The organism is Mycobacterium bohemicum DSM 44277, from assembly GCF_001053185.1.
GTDB classification, from domain to species: Bacteria; Actinomycetota; Actinomycetes; order Mycobacteriales; family Mycobacteriaceae; genus Mycobacterium; species Mycobacterium bohemicum.
Window position 1 is genome coordinate 410,768 of record NZ_CSTD01000002.1, and the last position, 24,108, is coordinate 434,875.

A 24,108-nucleotide genomic window follows, 5' to 3' on the forward strand; every position below is an offset into this window, starting at 1 on the left:
CCGGAGTTCTCGCCTGGCCGCCAGGCCGATCGCCAGTGGCCGGCGGAGGTGACCGAGGAATCCGGCAGAAACGTTGCGGCGCAGTGTATTTGATACTGGGCGGAGCGGGCCGGCCGTGCTGTCCAAGGGCGGACCGCTCCCCTTGCACGGCACAAACTTTGGTGTAGATTGTTAATTATTAAGAAACTGAATCGTGCTCGGGAGGTGGGGCGTGTGGACGCACGAGCGCAGCTATCGCAGTTGGGTCCGGAGGCGCGCGACGTGCTGGCGCACCGAATCAGGAGCGTGCTGAAGGCCGATGCCGTCACTCCGGCGTACGACGTCGCGATCATCGGGGGCGGCGTCGCGGGCTTGACTCTGGCGCTCGAACTCCGCAAGGCACGTCCGCAAACGCGCATCGTCATCGTCTCGCCCACCGCGCACCCGGTGCCCGAGATCACCCACACGGTCGGCGAGTCGACGGTCGAGGTTTCCGCCCATTATCTGCGGGACCGCCTCGGCCTGACCGACCATTTGCAAACCTCGCAGATCCGCAAGATGGGCTTGCGAATGTTTTTCACCCACGATGGAAACGCCGATATTGCGCAGCGAGTGGAACTCGGGAGTTCCGCATTCGTCCCTCAGGTGACCTATCAAATCGACCGCGGGAGATTGGAGAACGAGCTCAATCGCCGTTGCACGGCGGAAGGCATCGGGAGCGTTTCGGGCCGCGCCGTCTCCGTCGAATTCGGTCCCGGCGGTCGGGCGAGCACGGTTTCGCTCCAGAGCGGCGACACCGTCACCGGCATTTCTACTCGTTGGGTGGTCGACGCGTCGGGACGGAACCGGACGCTGCCCAGAAAGCTGGGGCTCGTGCGCGCCAACGACCACAACTGCAATGCCGTGTGGCTGCGTGTGGCAACGGAAATAGACGTCGGCCAGTGGAGCGATGACCCGAATTGGCGGGGGCGCCTCATCGAGGGTGACCGTGCCATGTCCACCAATCACCTGATGGGCGAGGGCTACTGGGTGTGGCTGATCCGGCTCCCGTCCGGGTCCACCAGCGTCGGCATCGTGGCCGACCCGGCGGTTCATGAATTCGACCGGTTCAACACCCTCGCCAAAGCCCTGTCGTGGATGCGCGAGTTCGAGCCCCAGTGCGCTGCGGTCCTGGCCGAGCACGAGCACCTGATCAAGGACTTCAGGGTGATGAAGAACTACAGCCACGGCGCCACGAAGGTCTACGACGGCCGTGACCGCTGGTGTCTCACCGGAGACTCCGGGGTCTTCCTGGATCCGCTGTATTCGTCGGGACTGGACCTCGTGGCAATCGGCAACGGCCTCATCACCGACATGATCACCCGCGAACTCGACGGTGAGGACGTCGTGGCACGGTCGGCGGTCAGCGACTCACTATTTCGCTCCCTCACCGACATGTGGCTCGCCGTGTACTGCGACCAGTACCCGCTGATGGGTTCGCCGGTTGTGATGTCGGCGAAGGTGATCTGGGACATCGCGTTCTACTGGGGTTTCGTGGGCATTCTCTACCGCAACGGTCGGTTCGTCAGCGTCGCCGACGATCCTGCGGTCGTGCCGCACCTGGAAGGGCTCATCAATCTCAGCAACCGCATGCAACGGTTCTTCCGGGAATGGGCCGCGGTCGAGGACGCGCGTCCGTCGGCGCGATTCGTCGATCTGTACTCGCCCCTGAACTTCATGGTGACGCTGCACACGGCGATGATGGGCGAAGCCCCCGACTTCCTGGCTCAGTTCGAGGCCAACTCTCGGCTGTTGCACCAGCTTGCGGGCCAGCTGGCCGAGACTGTGGTCTCGGAGAAGAGTGGTCGGTTTGCCGACGATGACATCATGAGGCAGGCGCAGGCCTGGCAGCGCGACGACTTCCTGCGAGAGCTGCGAACCGTCTACCGCCACGAGCAGACCCACAACCCGATCAGCCAAGACTGGATTCTCGGCGCCGTACCCGCACTCGAATTCAATTGACCCGCCTGACCTTTGCGCATGTCCCCGATCTGGATGCACCACGTCGGCGGCACCGCGGCGCGCGTCACCGGCGGAGGGCGCAGGCGCGTCCCGGTGCGAAAGGATGAACATGCCCGCTGACCAAGGCATTCGCGAGCCGCTGGCGATCGTCGGAATCGGGTGCCAGTTCCCCGGCGGCGCCAACACCCCGGAGAGTTACTGGAGCTTACTACGCGACGGGACCGATGCCACCTGCACGGTCCCCGAAACACGTTGGAACGCCGAGAAATACTACGATCCGAATCCGGCGAAAGTCGGCAAGATGGTGACGCGACGCGGCGGGTTCCTCAGCCAGATCGATCAATTCGACCCCCAGTTCTTCGGTATCTCCCCTCGGGAGGCGAACCTCCTCGATCCGCAGCAACGCCTGCTGCTGCAGACCACGTGGGAAGCCCTGGAAGACGGCGGGATACCGGCGGACAGTCTGGCGGGCACCGACGTCGGCGTGTTCGTCGGCGGCTTCACTCTCGACTACCAACTCCTGCAGAATCAAGGTCGCACCAGCCGCTACCGGTTCAAGACCCATTCCTCCACGGGAATGATGATGACCATGCTGGCGAACCGGATCTCGTATGCCTTCGATTTCCGCGGCCCGAGCATGACAGTCGACACGGCATGTTCGAGTTCGCTGGTCGCGGTGCACCTTGCCGCGCTGAGCATCTGGAACGGCGAATGCGAAATCGCGCTGGCCGGTGGCGTCAACATCATGGTCGGCCCCAACACCGCCATCGCCGAATCGAAGAGCGGTTTTCTCAGTCCGGAGGGGCGCTGCAAGGCTTTTGACGATTCCGCGGACGGATATGCACGCGGCGAAGGCGGCGCCGTCGTCGTCATCAAGCCCCTCCAGCGGGCGCTGGACGACGGCGACGAGATCTATGCACAGATCCTCGGCACGGCCGTGTCCCAGGACGGTCACACCGACAGCATCACCGTCCCCAGTCCGCAGGCGCAGGAGGCGGCGATCACCACCGCCCTGCGCCGAGCGGGCGTTCGACCCAACGACGTCGGCTATGTTGAGGCGCACGGCACCGGAACGCCGGTCGGTGACCCCATCGAAGTCCGGGCCCTCGCCGGCGCGCTCGCCGCGGAGCGGCCGGCGGCCCAACCGCTGCTGATCGGATCGGTGAAAACAAACATCGGCCATCTCGAGGCCGGCGCCGGGGTGGCCGGATTGATCAAGGCGGCGCTGGTGGTCAAGCACGGCCACATCCCGGCGAACCTTCATTTCACAACCCCGAACAGCCGAATCTCGCTGGACGACTTGAGGATCGACATTCCCCGGACCGGCCGCCCCTTTCCCGGCGCCGGGCGCCGTATCGCGGGGGTCAACTCGTTCGGCTTCGGCGGCACCAACGCCCACGTCGTGCTCGCGGAGCCGCCCGCCCCGGTTGACGCCCCGGACACCAACGATTCCCCGGCACCGCTGGCGGTACTGCCGATCTCGGCCCGCAGCGAGGAAGCGTTGGTGGCGACGGCCGACCGGCTGGCCCGACACCTGAGCGAACACCCCGGCCTCGCACTGCCGGATTTCGGCTACACCCTGAGCCGGCGCCGCTCACACATGAACTATCGCCGCACTTTAGTCGCGGGCAGCATGGCCGAGGCGCGAGAACAACTGCAAGCCCTCGCCGAGAGCGGGCGGAGTCCGGCGGGCCGCACGCCGGCCACGGCGCCGAAGGTGGCGTTCGTCTGTACCGGGATGGGCCCCCAGTGGTGGGGGATGTGCCGTGGACTGCTCGACGTCTATCCCGCCTTCACCGAGAGCATCGAGCGCACCGCTCGCGAGCTGTCACGCTACACCGACTGGTCACTGCTCGACGAGCTCAACGCCGACGAAACCCGTTCTCGGATGGACGATACCGATGTCGCGCAGCCCGCCAACTTTGCCGTGCAGATCGCCCTTGCCGAGCAATTCGGCCACTTCGGGATCAACCCCGGCGCCGTGGTCGGACACAGCGCCGGTGAGGTCGCCGCCCACTACCTGGCCGGACTCCTCACATTCGAGCAAGCCGTCCGGGTGATCTATCACCGAAGCCGGCTTCAGCAACGCACGAGCGGGCTGGGCCGGATGCTCGCGGTCGGCCTCAACGCCGAGGCGCTCATGCAGACCCTCGACGAGACGACGCTCGCCGACCTGGGTCGGCGGATATCCATTGCGGCGGTGAACAGCCCGACGGCGGTCACCGTCGCGGGCGACGGGGAAGCCCTCGACGACATCGCCCGCCGGCTCGACGACCGGAAGGTCTTCAACCGATTCCTCACCGTGAAGGTGCCGTATCACACCCACTACATGGACGCGGTGAAAGACGACCTCTACGCGTCGTTGGAGGGCCTGTCGTCGTCGGCGGCGACGATCCCGCTGTACTCGACGGTGACCGGCGAGCGGTTGGACCGATACGCCGCCGGCGCCGCGTACTGGTGGCAGAACACCCGCGCCACCGTCCTTTTCGAGTCCGCGATGCGCCGGATGCTGGACGACGGGTACACCCATTTCGTCGAACTGGGCCCGCATCCCGTGCTGGCCACGTCGATCGTCGAGATAGCCGCCTCCCAGCAGGCGGACGTGGTGGTCCTGGCCGCCCAGCGGCGCAACGAGGACGATGGTCGCACGTTGATGAACTGTGTCGGCGCACTGCACTGTCACGGCCAACCGGTCGATTGGGAAGCGCTGTACCCCCGACGGGGCGCACGGCTGGTCAAGTTGCCGTTGTATCCATGGCAGTCCAAGCGGTACTGGAACGAAACCCAGGAGGCCGTGGAGGACCTGCACTACGACCCGGTGCATCCATTGCTGGGCCAATCCGTGAGCGCCGTGCACCCGACCTGGGAAGTCGAACTGAGCGCCGCCGGCGTTCCCTTCCTCGCGGATCACCGGGTGCAGGGAAGCGTCCTGCTGCCCGGGGCGGTGTACATCGAGATGGCCCTGGCCGCCGCGGCCGAGTGCTACGGATCGGCAGACCACAGCGTCGACAAGCTCACGCTGCACCGGGCCTTGATCCTCGATGACACCTGCGATCCCGTGCTGCGGACCACCCTCGACGAGAAAACGGGCGCAGTGGAATTCGCGGCGTTCACGGCGACGGCCGGTGGCGACCTGAAGTGGACCATAACGGCGACAGCGGAGCTCAACACGCTGTCCAGGGCGCCCCGGCGGGTCGGCACACCCGCCGCGGCGGGGCAGGTCACGACGATCGACGGAGAGCAGTTCTACAGCCGCACCCGAGCCGTGGGGCTGGCGTACGGCGACGCATTCCGGGCCGTCACCGGCGTCATCGCGGGAGACGGCTGGGCGACCGCCCGGCTGGCCGTTCCCGCGCCGCTCGCCGGCGAACTCGACACGTACCGGTTCCATCCGGCCCTCATCGACGGCGCGTTTCAGACGCTCCTCGGCACACCTCTTCTCGGATCCGAGGCATCGGAGAGCGCCTACCTTCCCGTGCGGATCCGCAACAGCGCCGTCTACGGTCCGCCCCAAGAGGACATGACCGTTCACGTGCGCGTCCTGTCCGCGGGCGAGGACGAGATCGAAAGCGACATCACCATCGCCGGCCGCGACGGCGAGCCGCTCGCTGTCTTCAACGGCTTCACGGTGCAATCCCTGAGCGCCTCGTCGCGCACGTCGCCCGAACGCGTCGACAGGGGGCTCCTCGAGGTTGAATGGGTCGAATGCCCCGACACCCTGCACACGGCGACCGCCGCGGGCGAATCCTCGTGGCTGGTCTTCCTCGACGCCGGCGGGTTCGGGACAACGCTCGCCGACGAGATGCGCCGCAACGGCCAGCGGGTCCGCACCGTTGCGCATGATGCCGTCGGCGCCCTGACCCAACTCGACGGAGGGTACGCGCTCAACCCGCGCCAGCCCCAACAGCTGCATCAGCTCATCGAAAAGCACCTCGACGTCGAGGGCAACCTCGACGGGATCATCGACTGCTGGCCGCTGGACATCCGCGCCGACGCCGAAACGAACGAGGACATCGGCGTTTTCGCGATACTGCGCCTGCTGAAGTCCCTCGCAGAACGCGACACCGTTTCGCCCCGCCTGTACCTGGTGACCGCCAACGCTCAACCGGTACTGCCGCACGAATCGCCGGCCGTCGAGCAAGCGGCCATCTGGGGACTCGGCCGCGTCGTCGGCCACCAGGAATTCGTCAAGCACTGGGGCGGGCTCATCGACATCGACGGCGCCGGCGATCGCGAGACCGCCGCGCTCGCCTGCGAACACATTCTGGATGACGGCGGCGAGGATCAAATCGCCATCCGGGGGAGCGCGACGCTCGTGCCGCGGCTGCGCCCGAGCAGCGGCCTCACCAAACCCTTCCCGACCAAACTCACGCCCGACGCGACCTACGTCGTCACCGGCGGGGCCGGAGCGCTGGGCCGCGTCGTCACGACCTACCTCGCCGAGCGCGGGGCGCGGCATATCGCCCTGCTGTGCCGAAGCGAGATCCCCCCCAGGAGCCGCTGGGCGCCGCTTGCCGATGACGACCCACATCGGCCGACGATCAACGCGATCCGCAAAGCCGAACGCCTCGGCGCTCGCGTGACGATCGCGAGCGTCGATGTCACCGACGCCGATCAGGTCAAGACGTGGTTGGACAACCACATTCGTGAGGGGGGCCCGCCGGTCCGCGGCATCGTGCACGCCGCCGGGTCCGTCGACGACCAACTCCTGGTGAACATGACCGAATCCGCCTTCTCCTCGGTGATGGCCCCGAAGATCAAGGGCACTCGCGTGCTCCACGAAACCTTCCTGGGGCACGACCTCGAATTCTTCGTCATGTTCGGGTCCGCGGGGTCGATCATCGCGTCGCCCGGTCAAGGCAACTACGCCGCAGCCAACGCGTACCTCGACGCCTTTGCGCACTACCGGCGCGCACTCGGACTGCCGGCTCTCACGATCGGGTGGGGCCCTTGGTCGGTCGGCATGGTCGAACAGCTCCACCTGGAGACGATCTACGAACAGCGCGGGATCGAGCTCATCACGCCCGCCGCGGGTACCCAGATCCTCGACCGGCTCATCAACCAGAAGCTCGCCACCGTCACCGCGATCAGCGCCGACTGGGCTCGGGTCCGGCGCGGGCTCGGGGGACAGTTGCCGCAGATGTTCTCCGAGCTGGGGGTAGCCGAATCATCGTGCGACGCCACCGATTCGGCGTCTTCGGTACTCGAACTGCTCGCGGCGTGCCCGGAGGCCGACAGGTTCGGCCTGGTCGCGCGACAGGTTCGCCAGGTCGTCTCCGCCGTATTCGATCTCGCCGTCACCGAAATCGGGCCCGACGACGCCCTCGACGACCTCGGCCTGGATTCAATGATGGCAATGGATTTCAGGGCCAGGATCAGCGCGCTGTTCGCCGTCGACCTGCCGGTGCTGGAGTTGCTGCGGGGTGTCAGCGTGAATTCACTTGCCCTTCGGATACTCGCCGAGCTCCAACCGGCCCGCGCCGACCCGCCCGCCGTCACCGCGCCGGCGCCCGCGGCTGCCGATGATGTCGACCGGTTGCTCCTCGAACTGTCCGAGGACGAGCTACGAAAAGTGCTGGCGGACCTGGAAATGGGGCCCGTCGATCAGGACTCCGGAGCGGCGCACCCGTGAAACGCCCGCACCCGCCGATGTGGCGGCGGCGATGATGACGAGCGTCGATCGTTGCGGCGCGGTGCAGGTTCGGGGCCTGTCGAAGGCCTACGGGCAGATCCAGGCCGTGCGCGACCTTGACCTCGATGTCGGCTATGGCGAAATCTTCGCGATCCTGGGGCCCAACGGCGCGGGCAAGTCGACGACCATAGAGATCCTGGAAGGCCACCGAAACCGCGACTCCGGACACGTGCGCGTCCTGGGCGAAGATCCCGGGACCGCCGGTCGAAGTTGGCGCGCCAAGATCGGGATAGTCCTCCAGGAGGCCAGCGACGCCGGGATGCTGACGGTGTCGGAAACCGTGCGGATGTTCACCAAGTCGTATGGCAGGGCTCGGGCCCCCGAGGACGTGCTCGGCCTCGTCGGGCTCACCCCGGCCGCCGAATCGAAGGTCAGGACACTGTCGGGAGGGCAGCGTCGTCGTCTCGATGTGGCGCTGGGCATCATCGGCATGCCCGAGTTGCTCTTTCTGGACGAACCCACAACGGGATTCGATCCAGACGCCAGGCGACGATTCTGGGATCTGATCAGGCAGTTGGCGAACGACGGCACGACCATCCTGCTGACCACTCATTACCTGGAGGAGGCCGCCGCACTGGCGGATCGGGTCGCGGTCCTCGCCGACGGCAAGGTGGTGGCGGTCGACTCGCCGGAAAGGCTTATCGGGTACGTGAACTCGGCCGCGACGGTCCGCTGGGTGGAGGGGGACCAGATCCATGTCGAACAGACCGATCACCCGACTGAACTGATCCGGCGGCGGTCGAGGGACGGCGCGGAACTGGCGCAGCTGACGGTCTCCCGACCGACGCTTGAAGACGCGTACCTGCACCTGATCGGACTCGCGTGATGGGCATCGACCAAGTCCGCAGGTCCACGCCGGCATCGGCATCGGCATCGGCGTCGGCGTCAGAATCGGCGGCGGCGTCGCCGCTCCCCACCCCGCTGCGCATCGGGTTGTCGCGAGTCGTGCCCGAGCTGAAGATGTTCTACCGCCGCCCGGAGCAGGTGGTGCTGACGTTTTCGATGCCCGCCGTGATCGGCATTTTGCTGGGTTCGATCTTTTCGACGAAGCTGCCCAACACCGGTACCAGTACCGGCGCCGTCATCGCGGCGAGCATCCTGGCTTACGGCATTCTCTCGACGTCGTTCATCAACCTCGGCATCAGCATTGCGGCCGACCGCGACACCGGCGCCCTACGGCGACTTCGCGGCACGCCGACGACGGCGTCGTCATATTTCATCGGGAAGATCGTCCTGGTTGCCGTCGCCAGCCTCGCCGAGGCGGTCGTTCTCCTCTCGGTGGGTGTCATCGTCTTCAAACTCCGCCTACCCACAGACGCTTTCGGCTGGTTCACGCTCACCTGGGTGTTCGTGCTGGGAATCGTCAGTTGTTCGCTGCTGGGCATTTTCGTCAGCAACCTGGCGAGCAACGCGGTTTCCGCCGCCGTCATCACGAACGGCCCGGCGGTCGCCCTGCAGTTCGTGTCGGGCACGTACGTGCCGCTGATGGCGTTGCCGAATTGGATGCTGATACTGGGCTCGTTGTTCCCCGTCAAGTGGATGGCCCAGGGGTTCCGGTCGGTGCTGTTACCGCCCGACATGGCCGCCTTCGAACCGGCCGGCAGTTGGGAACACTGGACGACGTTTCTCGTGCTGGCCGCGTGGAGTGTCGGCGGGTTGATCGCCTGCCTGCGGGTGTTCCGTTGGTCGGAGAGGCGATGAGCCGGCCGACGTCGGGGTGCCCGCGTCAGGGCCTTTAGGCCACCCGAACGGGGACTTGTGGCTGCTGACATGCTGCTGCGGCGCTCCTAACGTTGTGCCATGAGCAACAGCGCGATCGTGTCGGCGGTAGTGGCGGCTTTCGTGGCCCTGCTGTTGGTGGGTGCCTCGATCCGTGTCGTGCAGCAGTACCAGCGCGGGGTGCACTTTCGCCTGGGCAGGGTGATCGGTGTCCGCGAGCCCGGGCTCCGGTTCATCATCCCCGTCATCGACCGGATGTGGCGGGTCTCGATGCGCATCGTGACGATGCCCATCCAGTCGCAGGGCATCATCACCCGCGACAACGTCAGCGTCGACATCGCCGCGGTCGCCTACTTCCGCGTCATCGACGCCCGCAAGGCCGTCGTCGTCATCGAAAACGTCAACGCCGCCATCAATCAGATCGCCCAGACCACCCTGCGCAACGTCGTCGGGCAACACTCTCTCGACGAGGTGCTCGCCCAGACCGAGAAGATCAACGGCAGCATTCGGCAGATCCTCGACACCACCACCGTGGAATGGGGTGTGGAGGTCACGCTGGTCGAGCTGAAGGACATTCAGCTGCCCGACAGCATGAAGCGGGCGATGGCCCGCGAGGCCGAGGCCGAGCGGGAGAAGCGCGCCAAAATCATTGCTGCAGAAGGCGAGGCGCGCGCCGCAGCCGCGCTGGGCGAGGCGTCCGACACCATGATGAGTCATCCGTTGGCCCTGCAGTTGCGCAATCTGCAGACCCTGCTCGAACTGGGCGTGGAGAAGAACACCACGATCGTCTTTCCCGCCCCGCTGATGAGTGCGATCGGGGAGCTCACCGGCTTCCTGACGCGTGAATCGGAAGCCGCGAAAACCCCGGTCTCCCAGCAGCTGTCACACTTCTGACCCGAGGTGGCAGTGCAGGCCCCGACGCGCCGAGCGTGGTGCGGGTAGCGCCGAAACTGCCGTCAGGGCCGCGGATTGCCGAGCGCTGGCAGCCGTGGGCGCAATCTCGGCGGCCCAGGCGATCAGGAGAACGTCGTCTGCGCGCAGGTGCTCGGGGAGGTGATGTTGACCCCGCTGTAGACCACCTGGATGTGGGTGCAGGTGATGACGTTGACGTCGGTCCTGGGTTGGCCGGTGCTCCAGTCGGTCGAGTCGATGCGGCCGTTCGTCTGGTATTTGTCCGGTGGTCCGCCGCCGAAGTAGACGGTGGTCACCTCGTCGTTGCCCATCGCCTTGTTGACCCGCTCGTTCTGGCCGTTGGCGTGCGCGTCCAGGTAGGCCAGCCGGTTCGACGAACGGATCTCGGTGGTCTGGCGGGCCCACAGGTCGTTCGGGAAGCCGGCGACCCCGTCGGGGGTCAGCATGTCGGCGCCGGCGGTGAAGTTGCAGAATCCACCGTTCTTGAAGCAGTCGAGCGTGACGTGCGTTTCCAGCTGGTTGGGACCGTCCAGCGGGAACAGGGTGGTGGCGGTGTTGCTGGCCGCCGACGCGGTGCCCGCGGGCGCCAACCCGAGGACGGCCACCACAACGGCGACTCCCGTTACCGGCCGGATCATCTCGGTCCCCTTTCCGGTGCCAAAGACCCGACTATTCGTCGTAGGTCACTTCTACCGAATCAGATTCCGGGCGAGATTGACAGGCCAAAATCAAGCCGTCGTCGAGATCCTGCTGCTCCAGGACGTCGTTGACCTCCATGTGGATCTTGCCCTTGCGCAGCGTGCAGGCGCAGGCCCCGCAGTGGCCTTCCCGGCAGGAGAACGGTGCGTCGAGCCCCTTGGCCAGCAGCACGTCGAGCAGCTTCGCGTTGCGTGGCCACGACACGGTGTGCGTTTCGCCGTCGAGTTCCACCACCGCGGTGGCCGGCGGCTCGTCCCCTTCGGCGGTGTCGGCGATCTTCACCGCCGCGAACGGGTCGGACTCCAGCGACTTGAACACCTCGATATGTATCTGCGGCGCGGGAACTTTCAGCGCTTCGAGCGCCTCGCGGGCCGCGTCCATGAACGGCCCGGGCCCACAGACGTAGGCGTGCCGATCGGTGTAGGGGCCGGCCAGCTTCGCCAACGCGGTGGCACTCGGCAGTCCCTGCACCGACTCGAGCCAGTGCACGACCGTGAGCCGGTCGGGGTACTTCGCCGACAGGTCCCGCAGCGCCTGGGCGAAGATCACCGAACGGTCGTCGCGGTTGGCGTAGAGCAGCGTCACCTGCCCACTGCCCTCCGACAGCGCCGACTTGCAGATCGACAAAATCGGGGTGATCCCGCTGCCGGCCGCCAGGAGCAGGAAGTCGGCGTCGAGGGTCTTGGGCACGAAGGTGCCCGACGGCGCGAGCGCATGGATCCGCATCCCCGCGTGCGCGTGATCGCACAACCAGTTGGACGCGTACCCGTCCGCGGTCCGCTTGACCGTGACGGTGAGCGCGTCGTCGGTGAAGGGTGAGCTGCACAGCGAGTAGCACCGGGCCACCGACCCGGTGCGTTCGCTGGGCACCCGCAGCGTGAGGAACTGCCCGGGCGCGTAACGCAGCCGCTCCGCCGGGATGGCCGGATCCCCCGGCTCGTCCGGCACCGCGAAAACCAGCGACCGCGCGTCGTCGGTCTCGGCGACGACCTCGGCGATCTGCAGTTCAAGGACGTGGTCGCCGAGTGGCTCGTCGGGAACTGCCTCCGTCACGACCTGCCCTCCCTCTCGTCCCAACTAGAACATGTTACAGAAACGCCGATTGATACCGCTACCAGCCGCAGGAACACGCTGCTCGACACGAATCGGAACGTGTTCTAGTCTCAGGTGTAAGTCCGCACTCCTGGGAGGCAACTTCAGTGACGTCCATTCAACAGCGCGATGCTCAGTCGGTTCTAGCCGGCATCGATGATCTGCTTCCGCGGATTTCCGAGCGCGCTCAGGCGACCGAGGACCTGCGTCGGCTGCCCGACGAGAACGTTCAGGACCTCAAGGATGTCGGGTTCTTCACGCTCCTGCAGCCCGAGCAGTGGGGCGGCCTGCAGTGTGATCCGACGTTGTTCTTCGAGGCCGTCCGCCGGGTGGCCAGCGCGTGCGGTTCGACGGGCTGGGTGGCGTCGATCCTCGGCGTGCACAACTGGCACCTGGCCCAGTTCCATCAGCAGGCTCAGGAGGAGGTCTGGGGCGACGACCCGTCGGTGCGCATCTCGTCGTCGTACGCCCCCATGGGCGCGGGCGTGGTGACCGACGGCGGCTACCTGGTCAACGGCTCCTGGAACTGGTCGTCGGGCTGTGACCACGCCACCTGGGCGTTCCTCGGCGGCCCCGTCATCAAGGACGGCCGCCCGGTGGATTTCGGCAGCTTCCTGATCCCGATCACCGAGTACCGCATCGACGACGTCTGGAACGTGGTCGGTCTTCGCGGGACCGGCAGCAACACCGTCGTCGTCAAGGACGTCTTCGTCCCGCGCCACCGGTTCCTGTCCTACAAGGACATGAACGATCACACCGCGGGCGGGCTGCAGACCAACACCGCGCCGGTATACAAAATGCCATGGGGGACAATGCATCCCACGACCATCTCGGCGCCGATCGTGGGCATGGCGTACGGCGCTTATGCCGCGCACGTGGAGCACCAGGGCAAGCGGGTTCGCGCCGCGTTCGCCGGGGAGAAGGCCAAGGACGACCCGTTCGCCAAGGTCCGCATCGCCGAGGCCGCCAGTGACATCGACGCCGCCTGGCGCCAGTTGATCGGAAACGTCGGCGACGAGTTCGCGCTGCTGAACGCGGGCAAGGAGATCCCGTTCGAGCTGCGCGCCCGCGCGCGGCGCGACCAGGTGCGCGCCACGGGCCGGGCAATCGCCTCGATCGACCGGCTGTTCGAGGCGTCCGGCGCTACCGCGCTCGCCAACGACGCTCCCATCCAACGGTTCTGGCGGGACGCCCACGCCGGGCGGGTGCACGCCGCGAACGATCCCGAGCGGGCGTATGTGATCTTCGGGAACAACGAGTTCGGGTTGCCGCCCGGCGACACGATGGTGTGATGACTGCCGGCCAGTCCACCACCGAGGAGCTGACGTTCGAGTCCACCTCACGCTTCGCGGAGGTCGACGTCGACGGACCCCTGAAGCTGCACTATCACGAGGCGGGCTCGTCGTTCGCCGGCAACGGGCAGACGATCGTGCTGCTGCACGGCGGCGGCCCCGGGGCGGCGAGCTGGACGAACTTCGCCCGCAACATTCCGGTGTTGGCGCAGCGGTTTCATGTGCTGGCCGTCGACCAGCCGGGCTACGGCCTCTCCGACAAGCGCGCGGAGCATGGGCAGTTCAACCGGTACGCGGCCCGGGCGCTGAAGGGGCTCTTCGACCACCTCGGCCTCGGACGCGTTCCGCTGGTGGGCAACTCGCTCGGCGGGGGTACCGCGGTGCGGTTCGCCCTCGACTACCCCGACCTCGCCGGGCGCCTGGTGCTGATGGGCCCGGGCGGACTCAGCATCAACCTGTTCGCCCCCGACCCGACCGAGGGCGTCAAGCGGCTCTCGGCCTTCTCCATGGCGCCGACCCGCGAGAACCTCGAGGCCTTCCTGCGAGTGATGGTCTACGACAAGAAGCTCATCACCCCCGAATTGGTCGACGAGCGTTTCGCACTGGCCAGCACGCCGGAATCGCTGACCGCGACCCGCGCCATGGGGCTGTCGTTCGCGGGGACCGACGCCGAGCTCGGGATGATGTGGCGCGAGGTGTACAGGCTCCGCCAGCCCGTGCTGCTGATCTGGGGCCGCGAGGACCGGGTCAACCCGCTCGACGGCGCGCTCGTCGCGCTCAAGACCATTCCCCGCGCGCAACTGCACGTCTTCGGGCAGTGCGGGCACTGGGCGCAGGTGGAGAAGTTCGACGAGTTCAACAGGCTCACAATCGATTTCCTGGGAGGTGCGCGATGAGCATCCGCTCGCTGGGCTACCTGCGCTTCGAGGCCACCGATGTGGCGGCCTGGCGTGAGTACGGCCTGAAGGTGCTGGGCATGGTCGAGGGCCACGGAAGCACGGCGGGCGTGCTGTATCTGCGGATGGACGATTTTCCGGCCCGGCTGGTGATCGTGCCCGGCGAGCAGGACCGGCTGATAGGAGCCGGCTGGGAGTGCGCGAACGCCGAAGGGCTGCAAGAGATCCGGAACAGGCTCGACGTCGAGGGCACGCCGTACAAGGAGGCCACCGCCGCCGAATTGGCCGATCGCCGGGTGGACGAGATGATCATGTTCTCCGATCCGTCCGGCAACTGCCTCGAGGTGTTCCACGGCGCCGCCCTGGAACACCGCCGGGTCGTCAGCCCGTACGGCCACAAGTTCGTCACCGGCGAGCAGGGCCTGGGCCATGTGGTGTTGTCCACTCGCGACGACGCCGAATCGCTGCACTTCTACCGGGATGTGCTGGGCTTCAAGCTGCGTGACTCGATGCGGATGCCGCCGCAGGTCGTCGGGCGGCCCGCCGACGGGGCTCCGGCCTGGCTGCGGTTCTTCGGCTGCAACCCGCGTCACCACAGCCTGGCGTTCCTGCCACTGCCGACGCCGAGCGGGGTCGTGCACCTGATGATCGAGGTGGAGAACGCTGACGACGTGGGCCTGTGCCTGGACCGCGCGTTGCGGCGCAAGGTGCCCATGTCGGCCTCGCTCGGCCGCCACGTCAACGACCTGATGCTGTCGTTCTACATGAAGACCCCGAGCGGATTCGACGTCGAATTCGGTTGCGAGGGAAGGAAAGTCGACGACACCGAGTGGATCGCCCGGGAAAGCACCGCCGTCAGCCTGTGGGGCCACGACTTCACCGTCGGGGCCCGCGGCTAACCTGGGGAACATGTCGGCTCAGATCGATCCGCGTGCCTTCCGGCAGGTGCTGGGCCAGTTCTGCACCGGGATCACCATCATCACCACCGTTCACGACGACGTCCCGATCGGCTTCGCCTGCCAGTCCTTCGCCGCGCTGTCGCTGGATCCGCCCCTGGTGCTGTTCTGCCCGACCAAGGTGTCGCGGTCCTGGCAGGCCATCGAGGCCAGTGGCCGCTTCTGCGTCAACGTGCTGAGGGAAAAGCAGAAGGACGTCTGCGCGCGGTTCGGCTCCCGCGAGCCCGACAAGTTCGCCGGCGTCGACTGGCACCCGTCAACGCTCGGCTCACCCATCATCGACGGGTCGCTGGCCTACATCGACTGCACGGTGGCCTCCGTCCACGACGGCGGGGACCACTTCGTGGTCTTCGGGGCGGTGCAGTCGCTGTCCGAGGCGCCCAAGATCAAGCCCCGGCCGCTGCTGTTCTATCGCGGTGAGTACACCGGCATCGAGCCCGACAAGACGACGCCCGCGCAATGGCGCGACGACCTGGAGGCGTTCCTCACCACCACCACGCAGGACACCTGGCTCTAGCTCTCGCCGCGTTTCCGCGGCCGTGTGGACGTCGAGCCTGCGCCCACGGCGCGGTTTCCGGCCGAATCGGCGCCGTGGTCGCAGGGTCGGCGCCGTGAGCGCAGGCTGGCAAGCGTCTTCCCATGGAGTGACGTATGTCACACACGCCGCGGGTTTGGCGAACGCGGCGCTCGGCAAACCTCTGTGTCACTCAGGGTCGGCCGTGTCAGTACGCCCGATGGCCCGTTGAGGGGGCGGGCCATCGGACGTACCGGCCGAGGGAATCAGCTCGACGCCGACCTGCGTACTGCGGTTTCATCCTGCCCGGCGCGATCGGGGTCGCGCAGGTGTTCTGGCTCACCGCCGTTTTCCGCCGGCTCGCGCGTTTGCGGGTCGATCTCGTCGGCGCGTTGCCACTGGTCCTGCAGCTTTTCGCGCGACTGCGCCACTTCGTCGTGGTGCGCGGCCGCTCGCTCCTGCAGCCTCGCGGCCTCGGCGGCCTTGGCCTCGGCCTCGGCCTGCGCGGCGCGCGCCCGGGCCGCCGTCTCGTCGGCGAGCGCCTGGCGCCGTTCGACCCTGGCGCTCTCCAGCCGCGCCTGCTCCCGGATCTCCTCGGCCTGCTGCCGGCGGCGCCGCTGCGTCGCCCTGCGCGACACGATCAGCGCCGCGGCGATCACCAGGATCGCCACCACCACGGCGACCACGATCCAGACGACATTGCTTGTGTGCATGATCCACTCCCCCCTGCTGAGATGGGCGCAGACGCCCCTGTGGTCCGCAGCCCGTCTAGCGGTTCCCGTATTCAACAGGCATCAAACAAGCCGGTCTTTCCGCCACCAGCGTCGGCGGGATTCCTCCGCATGACCGGGGCACCACTGGGCGTCCGGGACCATCGCACGGACCTGCTCCACGTGCGCACCACAGCCGGCCCAGGTCGTTTTCCCGCAGGTGCGGCACTTGACGGGATAACACATCAGCGGGGGTCCTCTTCGAGGACGGGCGGCCCCTGGTAAGGGCGTTGCAGCACGGCGAATTCGGGGACGCGCGCGGCGTCGATGACCGCGTCGAGCAGGCGGACGCCGTCGTCTCTGGTCGGCATCCGGGTCAGGACCGGCCCGTGGAACGCGTGGCCGTCGACCGCGATGATCGGGCTGCCGGCCGAACCGCCCAGCACCTTCTGGCTGGCTTCGTGCGCCTGCCGGACGGCGTCGTCGAACTCGGCGCGGTCGACGGTCTCGGCGAGCGCTTCGTCCAGACCGTTCTCGGCGAGGGCTTCCAGGATCATGCCCGCGTCCATCTCGGTCTTATGCACGTGCATGCGGGTGCCGATCGACGCGTACATGCGGGCGAACGCGTCGGGACCGTGCTCGTCGGCGACCGCGCCCAACAGCCGTCCCAGGCGGCGCGACCGCTCCATCATCGCCTGGTGTTTGCCGTCGAGGTCTTTTCCTTCGTTGAGGACCGCAAGGCTCATCTGCCGCAACGTCACCGGCGTTTGGGTCGCCTCGGCCGCGTCGAGCAGCCAGCGCGAGGCGACCCAGGCAAACGGGCACACGGGATCGACGTACAGCTCGACGTCCGTCATCGGGATCTCCCTTCGATAGCGTCTCCGCGACGTCCACCATGATACCCCCATGGGTATATGCGGAGCGACCGTACGGCCGCGTCGCCGCTCCCCGCAGAATGGCTTCATGACGCTGGATCTCAACGGGTACTTTGACCGCATCGCCTACCGTGGCAGCGCCGAGCCGAATCTTGACGTTCTCCGGGATCTGGTGAGCGCGCATACCCGGGCCATTCCGTTCGAAAACCTCGATCCGGTGCTGGGGGCGGCCGTCGACGACCTGAGCCCGGACGCCCTTGCCGACAAGCTGGTTCGCCGGCGCCGGGGTGGCTATTGCTACGAGCAGAACGGGTTGATGGGCTACGCCCTGGCCGAGGTCGGCTTCCGGGTGCGCCGCCTGGCCGGCCGGGTCGTCTGGATGCAGCCGCCCGACGCGCCCGTCCCCGCGCAGACGCATACCGTGCTCGCGGTGACGTTCCCCGGTTCCCAAGGCTCGTACCTGGTGGACGTCGGGTTCGGCGGCCAGACGCCGACGGCGCCGCTGCGCATGGAAACCGGCAGCGTGCAAGAGACGCCGCACGAGCCCTGCCGGCTGATGGACCGCGGCGAGGGGCTGGTCGTGGAGGCGCAGATCGGCGGGCAGTGGCAGTCTCTCTACGAATTCACCAGCCGCAGCGTGCCGCCGGTCGACCTGCGGGTGGGCAGCTGGTTCGTCTCGACGCATCCGTCGTCGCACTTCGTCACCGGCCTGATGGTCGCGATCGTCACCGACGACGCACGGGTGAACCTGGCCGGCCGCAACCTCGTCGTCCACCGCGCCCACGGCACCGAAAAGGTCCGCCTGGACGACGCGAACGGCGTCGTCGGCGCGCTGAGCGATCGGTTCGGGGTCGACGTGGCCGACTTGGGCGACCGCGCCGAGTTGGCAGCGCGGCTCGATCCAATCCTCGGCGATTAGCGGTTAGTCGCCGACATGCCCGACGCACAAATTGCGTAATTCATTTCATTCGTCCGGCTGGAAAAACGGCGGTGCGTCGTTGTTTTGCGGTCGCAGGTACCGGCGCGGCTCAAATGGTGACGACCGCCATACCGTTTCCAACCGTCGAAAACCACAGCTCGCGACTAGGGTGTCCCATCGTGAGTCGGGATCACGGGTCGGATGGCATTGTCATGCCCAATTTGGGCGACGCGGACTTTTACGGATACAGCGACGGCTTAATCGTCGTCCCCGAGGGGGCGACATTGACATCGAATTTTGCGCGCAACACGGCGTTATTCGGCGACCATCCCTCCTACCGGTTCATCGATTACTCGCAGGTTCAGGACGGGCGGGCCGTCGAACTCACCTGGAACCAGCTGTGGTCGCAGGTGTGCGCGATCGGCGCCCGCCTGCAGCAGGTCACCGAGCCCGGGGACCGGGTGGCGATCCTGGCGCCCCAGGGCCTGGACTATGTGGCGGCGTTCTTCGCCGCCATCCACGCCGGCCGCGTCGCGGTCCCGCTGTTCGCGCCGACCCTGTCCGGCCACGCCGAGCGATTGGCGGCGGTGCTGGCCGATGCCCAACCCGCCGCGGTGCTGACGACCGTTGCCGCGGCCGAATCGGTTCGCGCGTTCGTCCGGGCGCTGCCGCCGAACGAACGGCCGCGATCGATCGCGGTGGATGCGGTGCCCGCCACGCTCGGATCGATGCTGATCCCGGCCGATCTCGGCACCGACGACCTCGCGTACCTGCAGTACACCTCCGGCTCCACGCGCACACCGGCGGGGGTGGAGATCACCCATCGTTCCGTGTACACGAACGTGATGCAGATGGTCGTGTCCGGCGGCCTGGACATGAACGTCCGGTGCGTGAGCTGGCTACCGCTCTATCACGACATGGGCTTGATGATGATCATGTTCCCCGCGCTGTTTGGCGCGTACATCACCTTGATGGATCCGATGGCCTTCCTTCGACGGCCCTTCCGCTGGATCAGGCAACTGAGCAACGCATCCGCCACGGGCCGCACGTTCGCGGCCGCGCCGAACTTCGCCTTCGAGTTGACGGCCCAGCGGGGCCTGCCGCCCCAGCGGCCGGACGGAGCGCAGGGCGACGCCATCGATCTCAGCAACGTCGTGTGCCTGCTCAACGGGTCCGAGCCCGTGACGATGTCTGCCATCGAGACGTTCACCGAGGCGTTTGCCCCCTATGGGTTACCGGCCACCGCGGTCAAGCCGTCCTACGGGATGGCGGAGGCGACGCTGTCGGTCGCCAGCATCGCCCAGGACGCCGCGGCCAGCGCCATCTACCTCGACCGCGAGCAGTTGGGTGAGGGCCGCGCGGTGACCGTCGCGCCGGCGACTGCCGGCGCGGTGGCCCTGGTCTCGTGCGGCCGGCCCATCCCGGACCTGTGGGCGGTGATCGCCAACTCCGACGGCGCCGAGGTGCCCGACGGTACCGTCGGGGAAATCTGGTTACAGGGCAACAACATCGGCCGCGGCTACTTCGGCCGCGAGGAGGAAACGAGGCGGGTTTTCGCCAACAAGCTGCAGTCCCGACTGGAGGAGGGCAGCCACGCCGAGGGCGCCCCCGACAACGGATGTTGGCTGGCCACCGGGGATCTCGGCGTCTACGTCGGGGGTGAGCTGTACCTGACCGGGCGGATCAAGGACCTCGTCATCATCGATGGCCGCAATCACTACCCGCACGACATCGAGATGACGGTCAGCGCAGCGTCCCCCGCGATTCGCAGCGGCTACGTCGCCGCGTTCTCGGTGCCCGCCGACATGCTCGAGGCGCCAGGCCGGCAGGGCGGCGAGCAGTTGGTCGTCGTCGCCGAGCGGGCCGCGGGCGCGCGCCGCCCCGAGCTCGAGTCGATCACCGAAGCCGTGCGGGCGGCGATCTCGCGCCACCATCAGATCCGGCTTGCCGATCTGAGGTTGGTGGCGGCCGGCACCATTCCCCGGACGACGAGTGGCAAACTCGCCCGCAATGCCTGCCGGGGCGAATACCTTGCCGGGCGGTTCAACCGGTAACCCGTTGGTTCTCGAGCCACGGCCCGATCCGGCGCAGGGCCTCGTCGATGTCGCTCGTCGGCCCGGCGAAGGAGAGCCGGACGAACGAGTTGCCCCGAGCGGTGTCGAAGTCGATGCCGGGTGCGATGGCAACCCCGGTCTCCGCCAGCAGTTTCGAGCAGAACGCGAGCGAGTCGGTGGTGAAGTCCGAGACGTCGGCGTAGACGTAGAACGCGCCGTCCGTCGGCGCCAGCCGGTCGATGCCGATGCTGGGAAGCCCGTCGAGCAGCAGCGCGCGGTTCGCCGCGTAATGCCGCAGGTTGCCGTCGGCCTCGGCGGCGGCCTCCGGCGTGAACGCGGCGACCGCCGCGATCTGCGAGAGCACCGGCGGGCAGATGGTGAAGTTGCCGGTCAGGCAATCCACCGCCCGGCGCAACGGCGGCGGCACGAGCAACCAGCCCAGCCGCCAGCCCGTCATCGCGTAGTACTTGGAAAAGCTGTTGACCACCAAGGCTTCTCGCGACGTCTGCCAGGCGCAGCTGGTCGGCGGCGCCCCATCGTAGACGAGGCCGTGGTACACCTCGTCGCTGATCAGCCGCACTCCGGACTCCTCGCACCAGGATGCGATCGCCGCCAGCTCGGCCGGCGGTATCACCGTGCCCGTGGGGTTGGCGGGGCTGGCGACGATCACGCCGCGCACCGGCGGGTCGAGCTCGGCGAGCATCCGCGCGGTCGGCTGGAACCGCGTCTGCGGCCCGCAGGGGATCTCGACGACCTCACACCCCAGGGTCGACAGAATGTTTCGGTAGCAGGGATAGCCGGGGCTGGCCAGTGCCACCCGGTCCCCGACGTCGAAACAGGCCAGAAAGGCAAGCAGGAACCCGCCCGAGGAACCGGTGGTCACCACCACCGCGTCGGGCTCCACGTCGATGCCGTGCGTGCGCTGGTAGTCGGCGGCGATCGCCGCCCGCAGCTCCGGGATGCCCAGGGCCACGGTGTATCCGAGCTCGTTGAGGTGCAGCGCGGACGCCGCGGCCGCGCGCACGGGCTCCGGCGCGCCGACGCTGGGCTGGCCGGCCGAGAGGTTCACCAGATCTCCATGGCTGCGCTTGCGCTCGGCGGCGGCCAGCCAGACATCCATCACGTAGAACGGCGGGATGCCGGCGCGCAGGGCGACGCGGTCGTTCACGCTTGCAGCACTTCGGATTCCAGTTGACGCAGCAGCGCTTGCGGCGAGTCGAGCAGGTGCGCGCTGCCGTGTGCCCGCTTGAAGTACAGGTGCATGTCGTGTTCCCAGGTGATGGCGATCCCGCCGTGCAGCTGGATGCCTTCGGCGGCCACGGCCGCCAGGGCCTCGGTGGCCGCCAGGCGCGCCGTGGCGGCGGCCGTCGGCGCGGTCGCGGCCGTGTCGTCGGGCGACGGCGTCGCACGCCCGCCGGACGTCCTCGGCGCCGGGATAGCGCGCAAGGTCCGGAAGTCGCTGCGCCAGTCGCCGGATCAGCCATTGAGGGGGTTGCGCGTGCCGGACGTTGACGGCGAAGTCGAGCATCCCCGGCGCCACGGCCTGATCGCCGTGGTATCGCGCGGCCGGCACGCTCAACCCGACGTCATCCATCCGTGAAACACTAGTTGGCCGCCATCGGGGCGCGCGGCGACACCGTCGCACCCGGGCGCGGAGGATCAAGGACAATGGTGAGGTGACAGGCACAATGTCGGCCGATTGCCCGGCCTCACCCGGCGCCGCGCCGCCCGGTCCGGCCGATCTGGTCATCTTCGACCTCGACGGCACGCTGACCGATTCGGCGGAGGGCATCGTCGCGTCCTTCCAGCACGCGCTGGCCCACGTCGGCGCCCCGGTGCCCGACGGCGACCTGGCCGCGCAGATCGTCGGGCCGCCGATGGACGACACCTTCCGGTCGATGGGGCTCGGGGAGGACACCGAGAGGGCGATCGCGGCCTTCCGCGCCGAGTACGGCAGCCGCGGCTGGGCGATGAACGCGCTGTTCGACGGCGTCGGGCCGCTGCTGGCCGACCTGCGCGCGGCCGGGGTGCGCCTGGCGGTCGCGACCTCCAAGCTGGAGCCCACGGCGCGCCGCATCCTCGCCCATTTCGGGCTGGACCAGCACTTCGAGGTCATCGCCGGGGCCGATCCCGACGGCTCCCGCGCAACGAAGGTGGAGGTGCTGGCCCACGCGCTGGAGCAGCTACGGCCGCTGCCCGATCGGGTGCTCATGGTCGGCGATCGCAGCCACGACGTGCACGGCGCGGCCGCCCACGGAATCGACACCGTCGTCGTCGGCTGGGGCTACGGGCAGGCCGATTTCCCGGACGGATTCGGCCCCACCGGCGTGACGCACGCCGCGACCATCGACGAGCTGCGGAGTGCGCTGGGTGTCTGATCGCAAGCCGCTGCACGTGACGTTCGTCTGCACCGGCAACATCTGCCGGTCGGTGATGGCCGAGAAGATGTTCGCCGACCAGCTGCAGCGACGCGGGCTGGACGGGGCGGTGCGGGTGACCAGCGCCGGCACCGGCAACTGGCACGTCGGCAGCAGCGCCGACGAGCGGGCGGCCCGGGTCCTGCAGTCCCACGGCTACTCCACCGACCACTGCGCCGCGCAGGTCGACACCGACCACCTCGACGCCGACCTGGTGGTGGCCCTGGCCCGCAATCACCTGCGGATGCTGCGGCACCTGGGCGTCGGCGAGGACCGCGTGCGGATGCTGCGGTCGTTCGACCCGCGCTCGGCCGCGCACGCCCCGGACGTGGACGACCCGTATTACGGCGACGCCGACGACTTCGAGAGGGTCTTCGCCGTCATCGAGGCCGCGCTGCCCGGGCTGCACGAGTGGGTCGACGCCCGGCTTGCGGAGAACGGGTCGGGTTGATGCGGCGGTTCGCGTTCCTGCTGCGGCCGGGCTGGATCGCCCTGGCGCTGGTGGTCATCGCGTTCGCCTACCTGTGCTTCATGGTGCTGGCCCCCTGGCAGTTGGGGAAGCACAACCGGACCTCCCGGGAGAACCAGCAGATCGAGTACTCCCTCAACACCGCTCCCGTCCCGTTGCAGGAGCTGCTGCCGCAGCAGGATTCGGTGGCGACGAGCGCGCAGTGGCGGCGCGTGACGGCGACCGGGCACTATCTCGCCGACGTCCAGGTGCTGGCCCGGCTGCGGGTGGTCGACGGCGATCCCGCGTTCGAGGTGCTGGCGCCGTTCGTGGTCGACAACGGACCCACCGTGCTGGTCGACCGCGGCTTCGTGCGACCCGAGCAGGGCTCCCGGGTGCCGCCTATCCCGCGCCCGCCGCAGGAGCCGGTGACCATCACCGCGCGGCTGCGTGACCCCGAGCCGAGCCCGCCCGGCAAGGAGCCGTTCATCGCCGACGGCGTGCAGCAGGTGTATTCGATCAACACCGCGCAGGTCGCGGCGCTGACCAAGGTTCCGCTGGCCGGGTCCTACCTGCAGCTGGTGGATCACCAGCCCGGCGGGCTCGGCGTGCTCGGCGTGCCGCACCTGGACGCCGGACCGTTCCTGTCCTACGGGATTCAGTGGATTTCGTTCGGCATTCTGGCGCCGATCGGGCTCGGCTACTTCGCCTACTCGGAGATTCGCGCCCGCCGCCGGGAGAGGCAGGCGGCTTCGGCGCCGGAGGCCCCGGCCACGGTCGAGGACAAGCTCGCCGACCGCTACGGCCGCCGGCGATGAATTCGGCCGGCGGCCGGCCGTGTGGCGCCGCGGGCGAACACCACCAGTTCACACCCGAAGCCGTCAGATCACCGTCGATCTCTGCGACAACCGAGCCGCGCGGCCAGCAGCGCGG

20 protein-coding genes and 1 pseudogene are annotated in these 24,108 nt (G+C 67.9%); 14 read left to right on the forward strand and 7 right to left on the reverse strand.

Annotated features, from left to right (window positions below):
• The first annotated feature begins 213 nt into the window (after window positions 1-213).
• From BN971_RS12060 to BN971_RS12080, 5 genes are all read left to right on the forward strand, one after another.
• The gene (locus BN971_RS12060) at window positions 214-1,980 is read left to right on the forward strand and encodes an NAD(P)/FAD-dependent oxidoreductase (RefSeq protein WP_085182772.1); all 1,767 of its coding nucleotides are present in this window, start codon (window positions 214-216) and stop codon (window positions 1,978-1,980) included.
• 109 nt (window positions 1,981-2,089) lie between these two features.
• Complete coding sequence (locus BN971_RS12065) at window positions 2,090-7,612, forward strand: type I polyketide synthase (protein WP_085182865.1); 5,523 nt, start codon at window positions 2,090-2,092, stop codon at window positions 7,610-7,612.
• Window positions 7,613-7,643: 31 nt separating this feature from the next.
• Window positions 7,644-8,498, forward strand: a complete 855-nt coding sequence (locus BN971_RS12070) for an ABC transporter ATP-binding protein (protein WP_428978056.1) — start codon at window positions 7,644-7,646, stop codon at window positions 8,496-8,498.
• Window positions 8,498-9,373: an ABC transporter permease gene (locus BN971_RS12075; protein ID WP_085182771.1), complete on the forward strand. Its 876-nt coding sequence runs from the start codon at window positions 8,498-8,500 to the stop codon at window positions 9,371-9,373. Before BN971_RS12070 ends, BN971_RS12075 begins: the two co-directional genes overlap by 1 nt.
• A 99-nt stretch (window positions 9,374-9,472) precedes the next feature.
• Window positions 9,473-10,285 (forward strand): slipin family protein, encoded by an 813-nt coding sequence (locus BN971_RS12080; protein ID WP_085182770.1) that lies wholly within the window; start codon window positions 9,473-9,475, stop codon window positions 10,283-10,285.
• Between the two features lie 122 nt (window positions 10,286-10,407).
• Here BN971_RS12080 and BN971_RS12085 read toward each other — a convergent pair whose 3' ends face one another.
• On the reverse strand, window positions 10,408-10,941 hold the full coding sequence (locus BN971_RS12085) for a hypothetical protein (protein ID WP_085182769.1): 534 nt from the start codon (window positions 10,939-10,941) through the stop codon (window positions 10,408-10,410).
• A gap of 31 nt (window positions 10,942-10,972) precedes the next feature.
• Window positions 10,973-12,055 (reverse strand): ferredoxin--NADP reductase, encoded by a 1,083-nt coding sequence (locus BN971_RS12090; protein ID WP_085182768.1) that lies wholly within the window; start codon window positions 12,053-12,055, stop codon window positions 10,973-10,975.
• 146 nt (window positions 12,056-12,201) lie between these two features.
• On the opposite strand from BN971_RS12090, the gene hsaA reads away from it, so the two are divergent.
• Genes hsaA through hsaB form a run of 4 tightly spaced genes read left to right on the forward strand, consistent with a single transcriptional unit; the run spans window position 12,202 to window position 15,755 of the window.
• Window positions 12,202-13,386, forward strand: a complete 1,185-nt coding sequence (gene hsaA / locus BN971_RS12095) for a 3-hydroxy-9,10-secoandrosta-1,3,5(10)-triene-9,17-dione monooxygenase oxygenase subunit (RefSeq protein WP_085182767.1) — start codon at window positions 12,202-12,204, stop codon at window positions 13,384-13,386.
• Window positions 13,386-14,282 carry a 4,5:9,10-diseco-3-hydroxy-5,9,17-trioxoandrosta-1(10),2-diene-4-oate hydrolase gene (gene hsaD, locus BN971_RS12100; protein WP_085182766.1) on the forward strand — a complete coding sequence of 299 codons (897 nt, stop codon included), beginning with the start codon at window positions 13,386-13,388 and terminating at the stop codon, window positions 14,280-14,282. Before hsaA ends, hsaD begins: the two co-directional genes overlap by 1 nt.
• Entirely contained in the window at window positions 14,279-15,181 is a 903-nt protein-coding gene (gene hsaC, locus BN971_RS12105; protein WP_085182765.1) for an iron-dependent extradiol dioxygenase HsaC, read from the forward strand. Before hsaD ends, hsaC begins: the two co-directional genes overlap by 4 nt.
• Window positions 15,182-15,191: 10 nt before the next feature.
• Window positions 15,192-15,755, forward strand: coding sequence for a 3-hydroxy-9,10-secoandrosta-1,3,5(10)-triene-9,17-dione monooxygenase reductase subunit (hsaB, locus tag BN971_RS12110; RefSeq protein WP_085182764.1), 564 nt, complete (start codon window positions 15,192-15,194; stop codon window positions 15,753-15,755).
• 263 nt (window positions 15,756-16,018) lie between these two features.
• Here hsaB and BN971_RS12115 read toward each other — a convergent pair whose 3' ends face one another.
• The 3 genes from BN971_RS12115 to BN971_RS12120 all read right to left on the reverse strand — a co-directional run bounded on the left by BN971_RS12115 (window position 16,019) and on the right by BN971_RS12120 (window position 17,319).
• Window positions 16,019-16,465, reverse strand: a complete 447-nt coding sequence (locus BN971_RS12115) for a hypothetical protein (protein WP_085182763.1) — start codon at window positions 16,463-16,465, stop codon at window positions 16,019-16,021.
• Window positions 16,466-16,546: 81 nt separating this feature from the next.
• Window positions 16,547-16,708 carry a hypothetical protein gene (locus BN971_RS26850; RefSeq protein ID WP_487348993.1) on the reverse strand — a complete coding sequence of 54 codons (162 nt, stop codon included), beginning with the start codon at window positions 16,706-16,708 and terminating at the stop codon, window positions 16,547-16,549.
• On the reverse strand, window positions 16,708-17,319 hold the full coding sequence (locus BN971_RS12120; protein WP_085182762.1) for a mycothiol-dependent nitroreductase Rv2466c family protein: 612 nt from the start codon (window positions 17,317-17,319) through the stop codon (window positions 16,708-16,710). Before BN971_RS12120 ends, BN971_RS26850 begins: the two co-directional genes overlap by 1 nt.
• Window positions 17,320-17,425: 106 nt before the next feature.
• Between BN971_RS12120 and BN971_RS12125 the strand changes: the two genes are divergently transcribed.
• Entirely contained in the window at window positions 17,426-18,256 is an 831-nt protein-coding gene (locus tag BN971_RS12125) for an arylamine N-acetyltransferase family protein (protein ID WP_085182761.1), read from the forward strand.
• Between the two features lie 212 nt (window positions 18,257-18,468).
• Window positions 18,469-20,310 (forward strand): fatty acyl-AMP ligase, encoded by a 1,842-nt coding sequence (locus BN971_RS12130; RefSeq protein WP_085182760.1) that lies wholly within the window; start codon window positions 18,469-18,471, stop codon window positions 20,308-20,310.
• Here BN971_RS12130 and BN971_RS12135 read toward each other — a convergent pair.
• Together BN971_RS12135 and BN971_RS12140 are read right to left on the reverse strand one after the other, a co-directional pair.
• The gene (locus BN971_RS12135; protein ID WP_085182759.1) at window positions 20,300-21,478 is read right to left on the reverse strand and encodes a pyridoxal phosphate-dependent aminotransferase; all 1,179 of its coding nucleotides are present in this window, start codon (window positions 21,476-21,478) and stop codon (window positions 20,300-20,302) included. The two genes, BN971_RS12130 and BN971_RS12135, sit on opposite strands and share 11 nt — an antisense overlap.
• Window positions 21,475-21,690, reverse strand: a pseudogene (locus tag BN971_RS12140) (acyl-CoA dehydrogenase family protein); the annotation flags it as partial. The gene BN971_RS12135 and the pseudogene BN971_RS12140, both read right to left, overlap by 4 nt.
• A gap of 296 nt (window positions 21,691-21,986) precedes the next feature.
• Between BN971_RS12140 and BN971_RS12145 the strand changes: the two are divergent.
• Genes BN971_RS12145 through BN971_RS12155 form a run of 3 tightly spaced genes read left to right on the forward strand, consistent with a single transcriptional unit; the run spans window position 21,987 to window position 23,993 of the window.
• Window positions 21,987-22,688 carry an HAD-IA family hydrolase gene (locus BN971_RS12145; RefSeq protein WP_211279832.1) on the forward strand — a complete coding sequence of 234 codons (702 nt, stop codon included), beginning with the start codon at window positions 21,987-21,989 and terminating at the stop codon, window positions 22,686-22,688.
• A complete protein-coding gene (locus BN971_RS12150; protein WP_085182292.1) occupies window positions 22,681-23,178 on the forward strand; it encodes a low molecular weight protein-tyrosine-phosphatase in 498 nt (165 codons plus the stop codon). Before BN971_RS12145 ends, BN971_RS12150 begins: the two co-directional genes overlap by 8 nt.
• Window positions 23,178-23,993 carry an SURF1 family cytochrome oxidase biogenesis protein gene (locus BN971_RS12155; protein ID WP_085182246.1) on the forward strand — a complete coding sequence of 272 codons (816 nt, stop codon included), beginning with the start codon at window positions 23,178-23,180 and terminating at the stop codon, window positions 23,991-23,993. The genes BN971_RS12150 and BN971_RS12155 overlap by 1 nt, the downstream gene beginning before the upstream one ends.
• The last annotated feature ends 115 nt before the right edge of the window (window positions 23,994-24,108 follow it).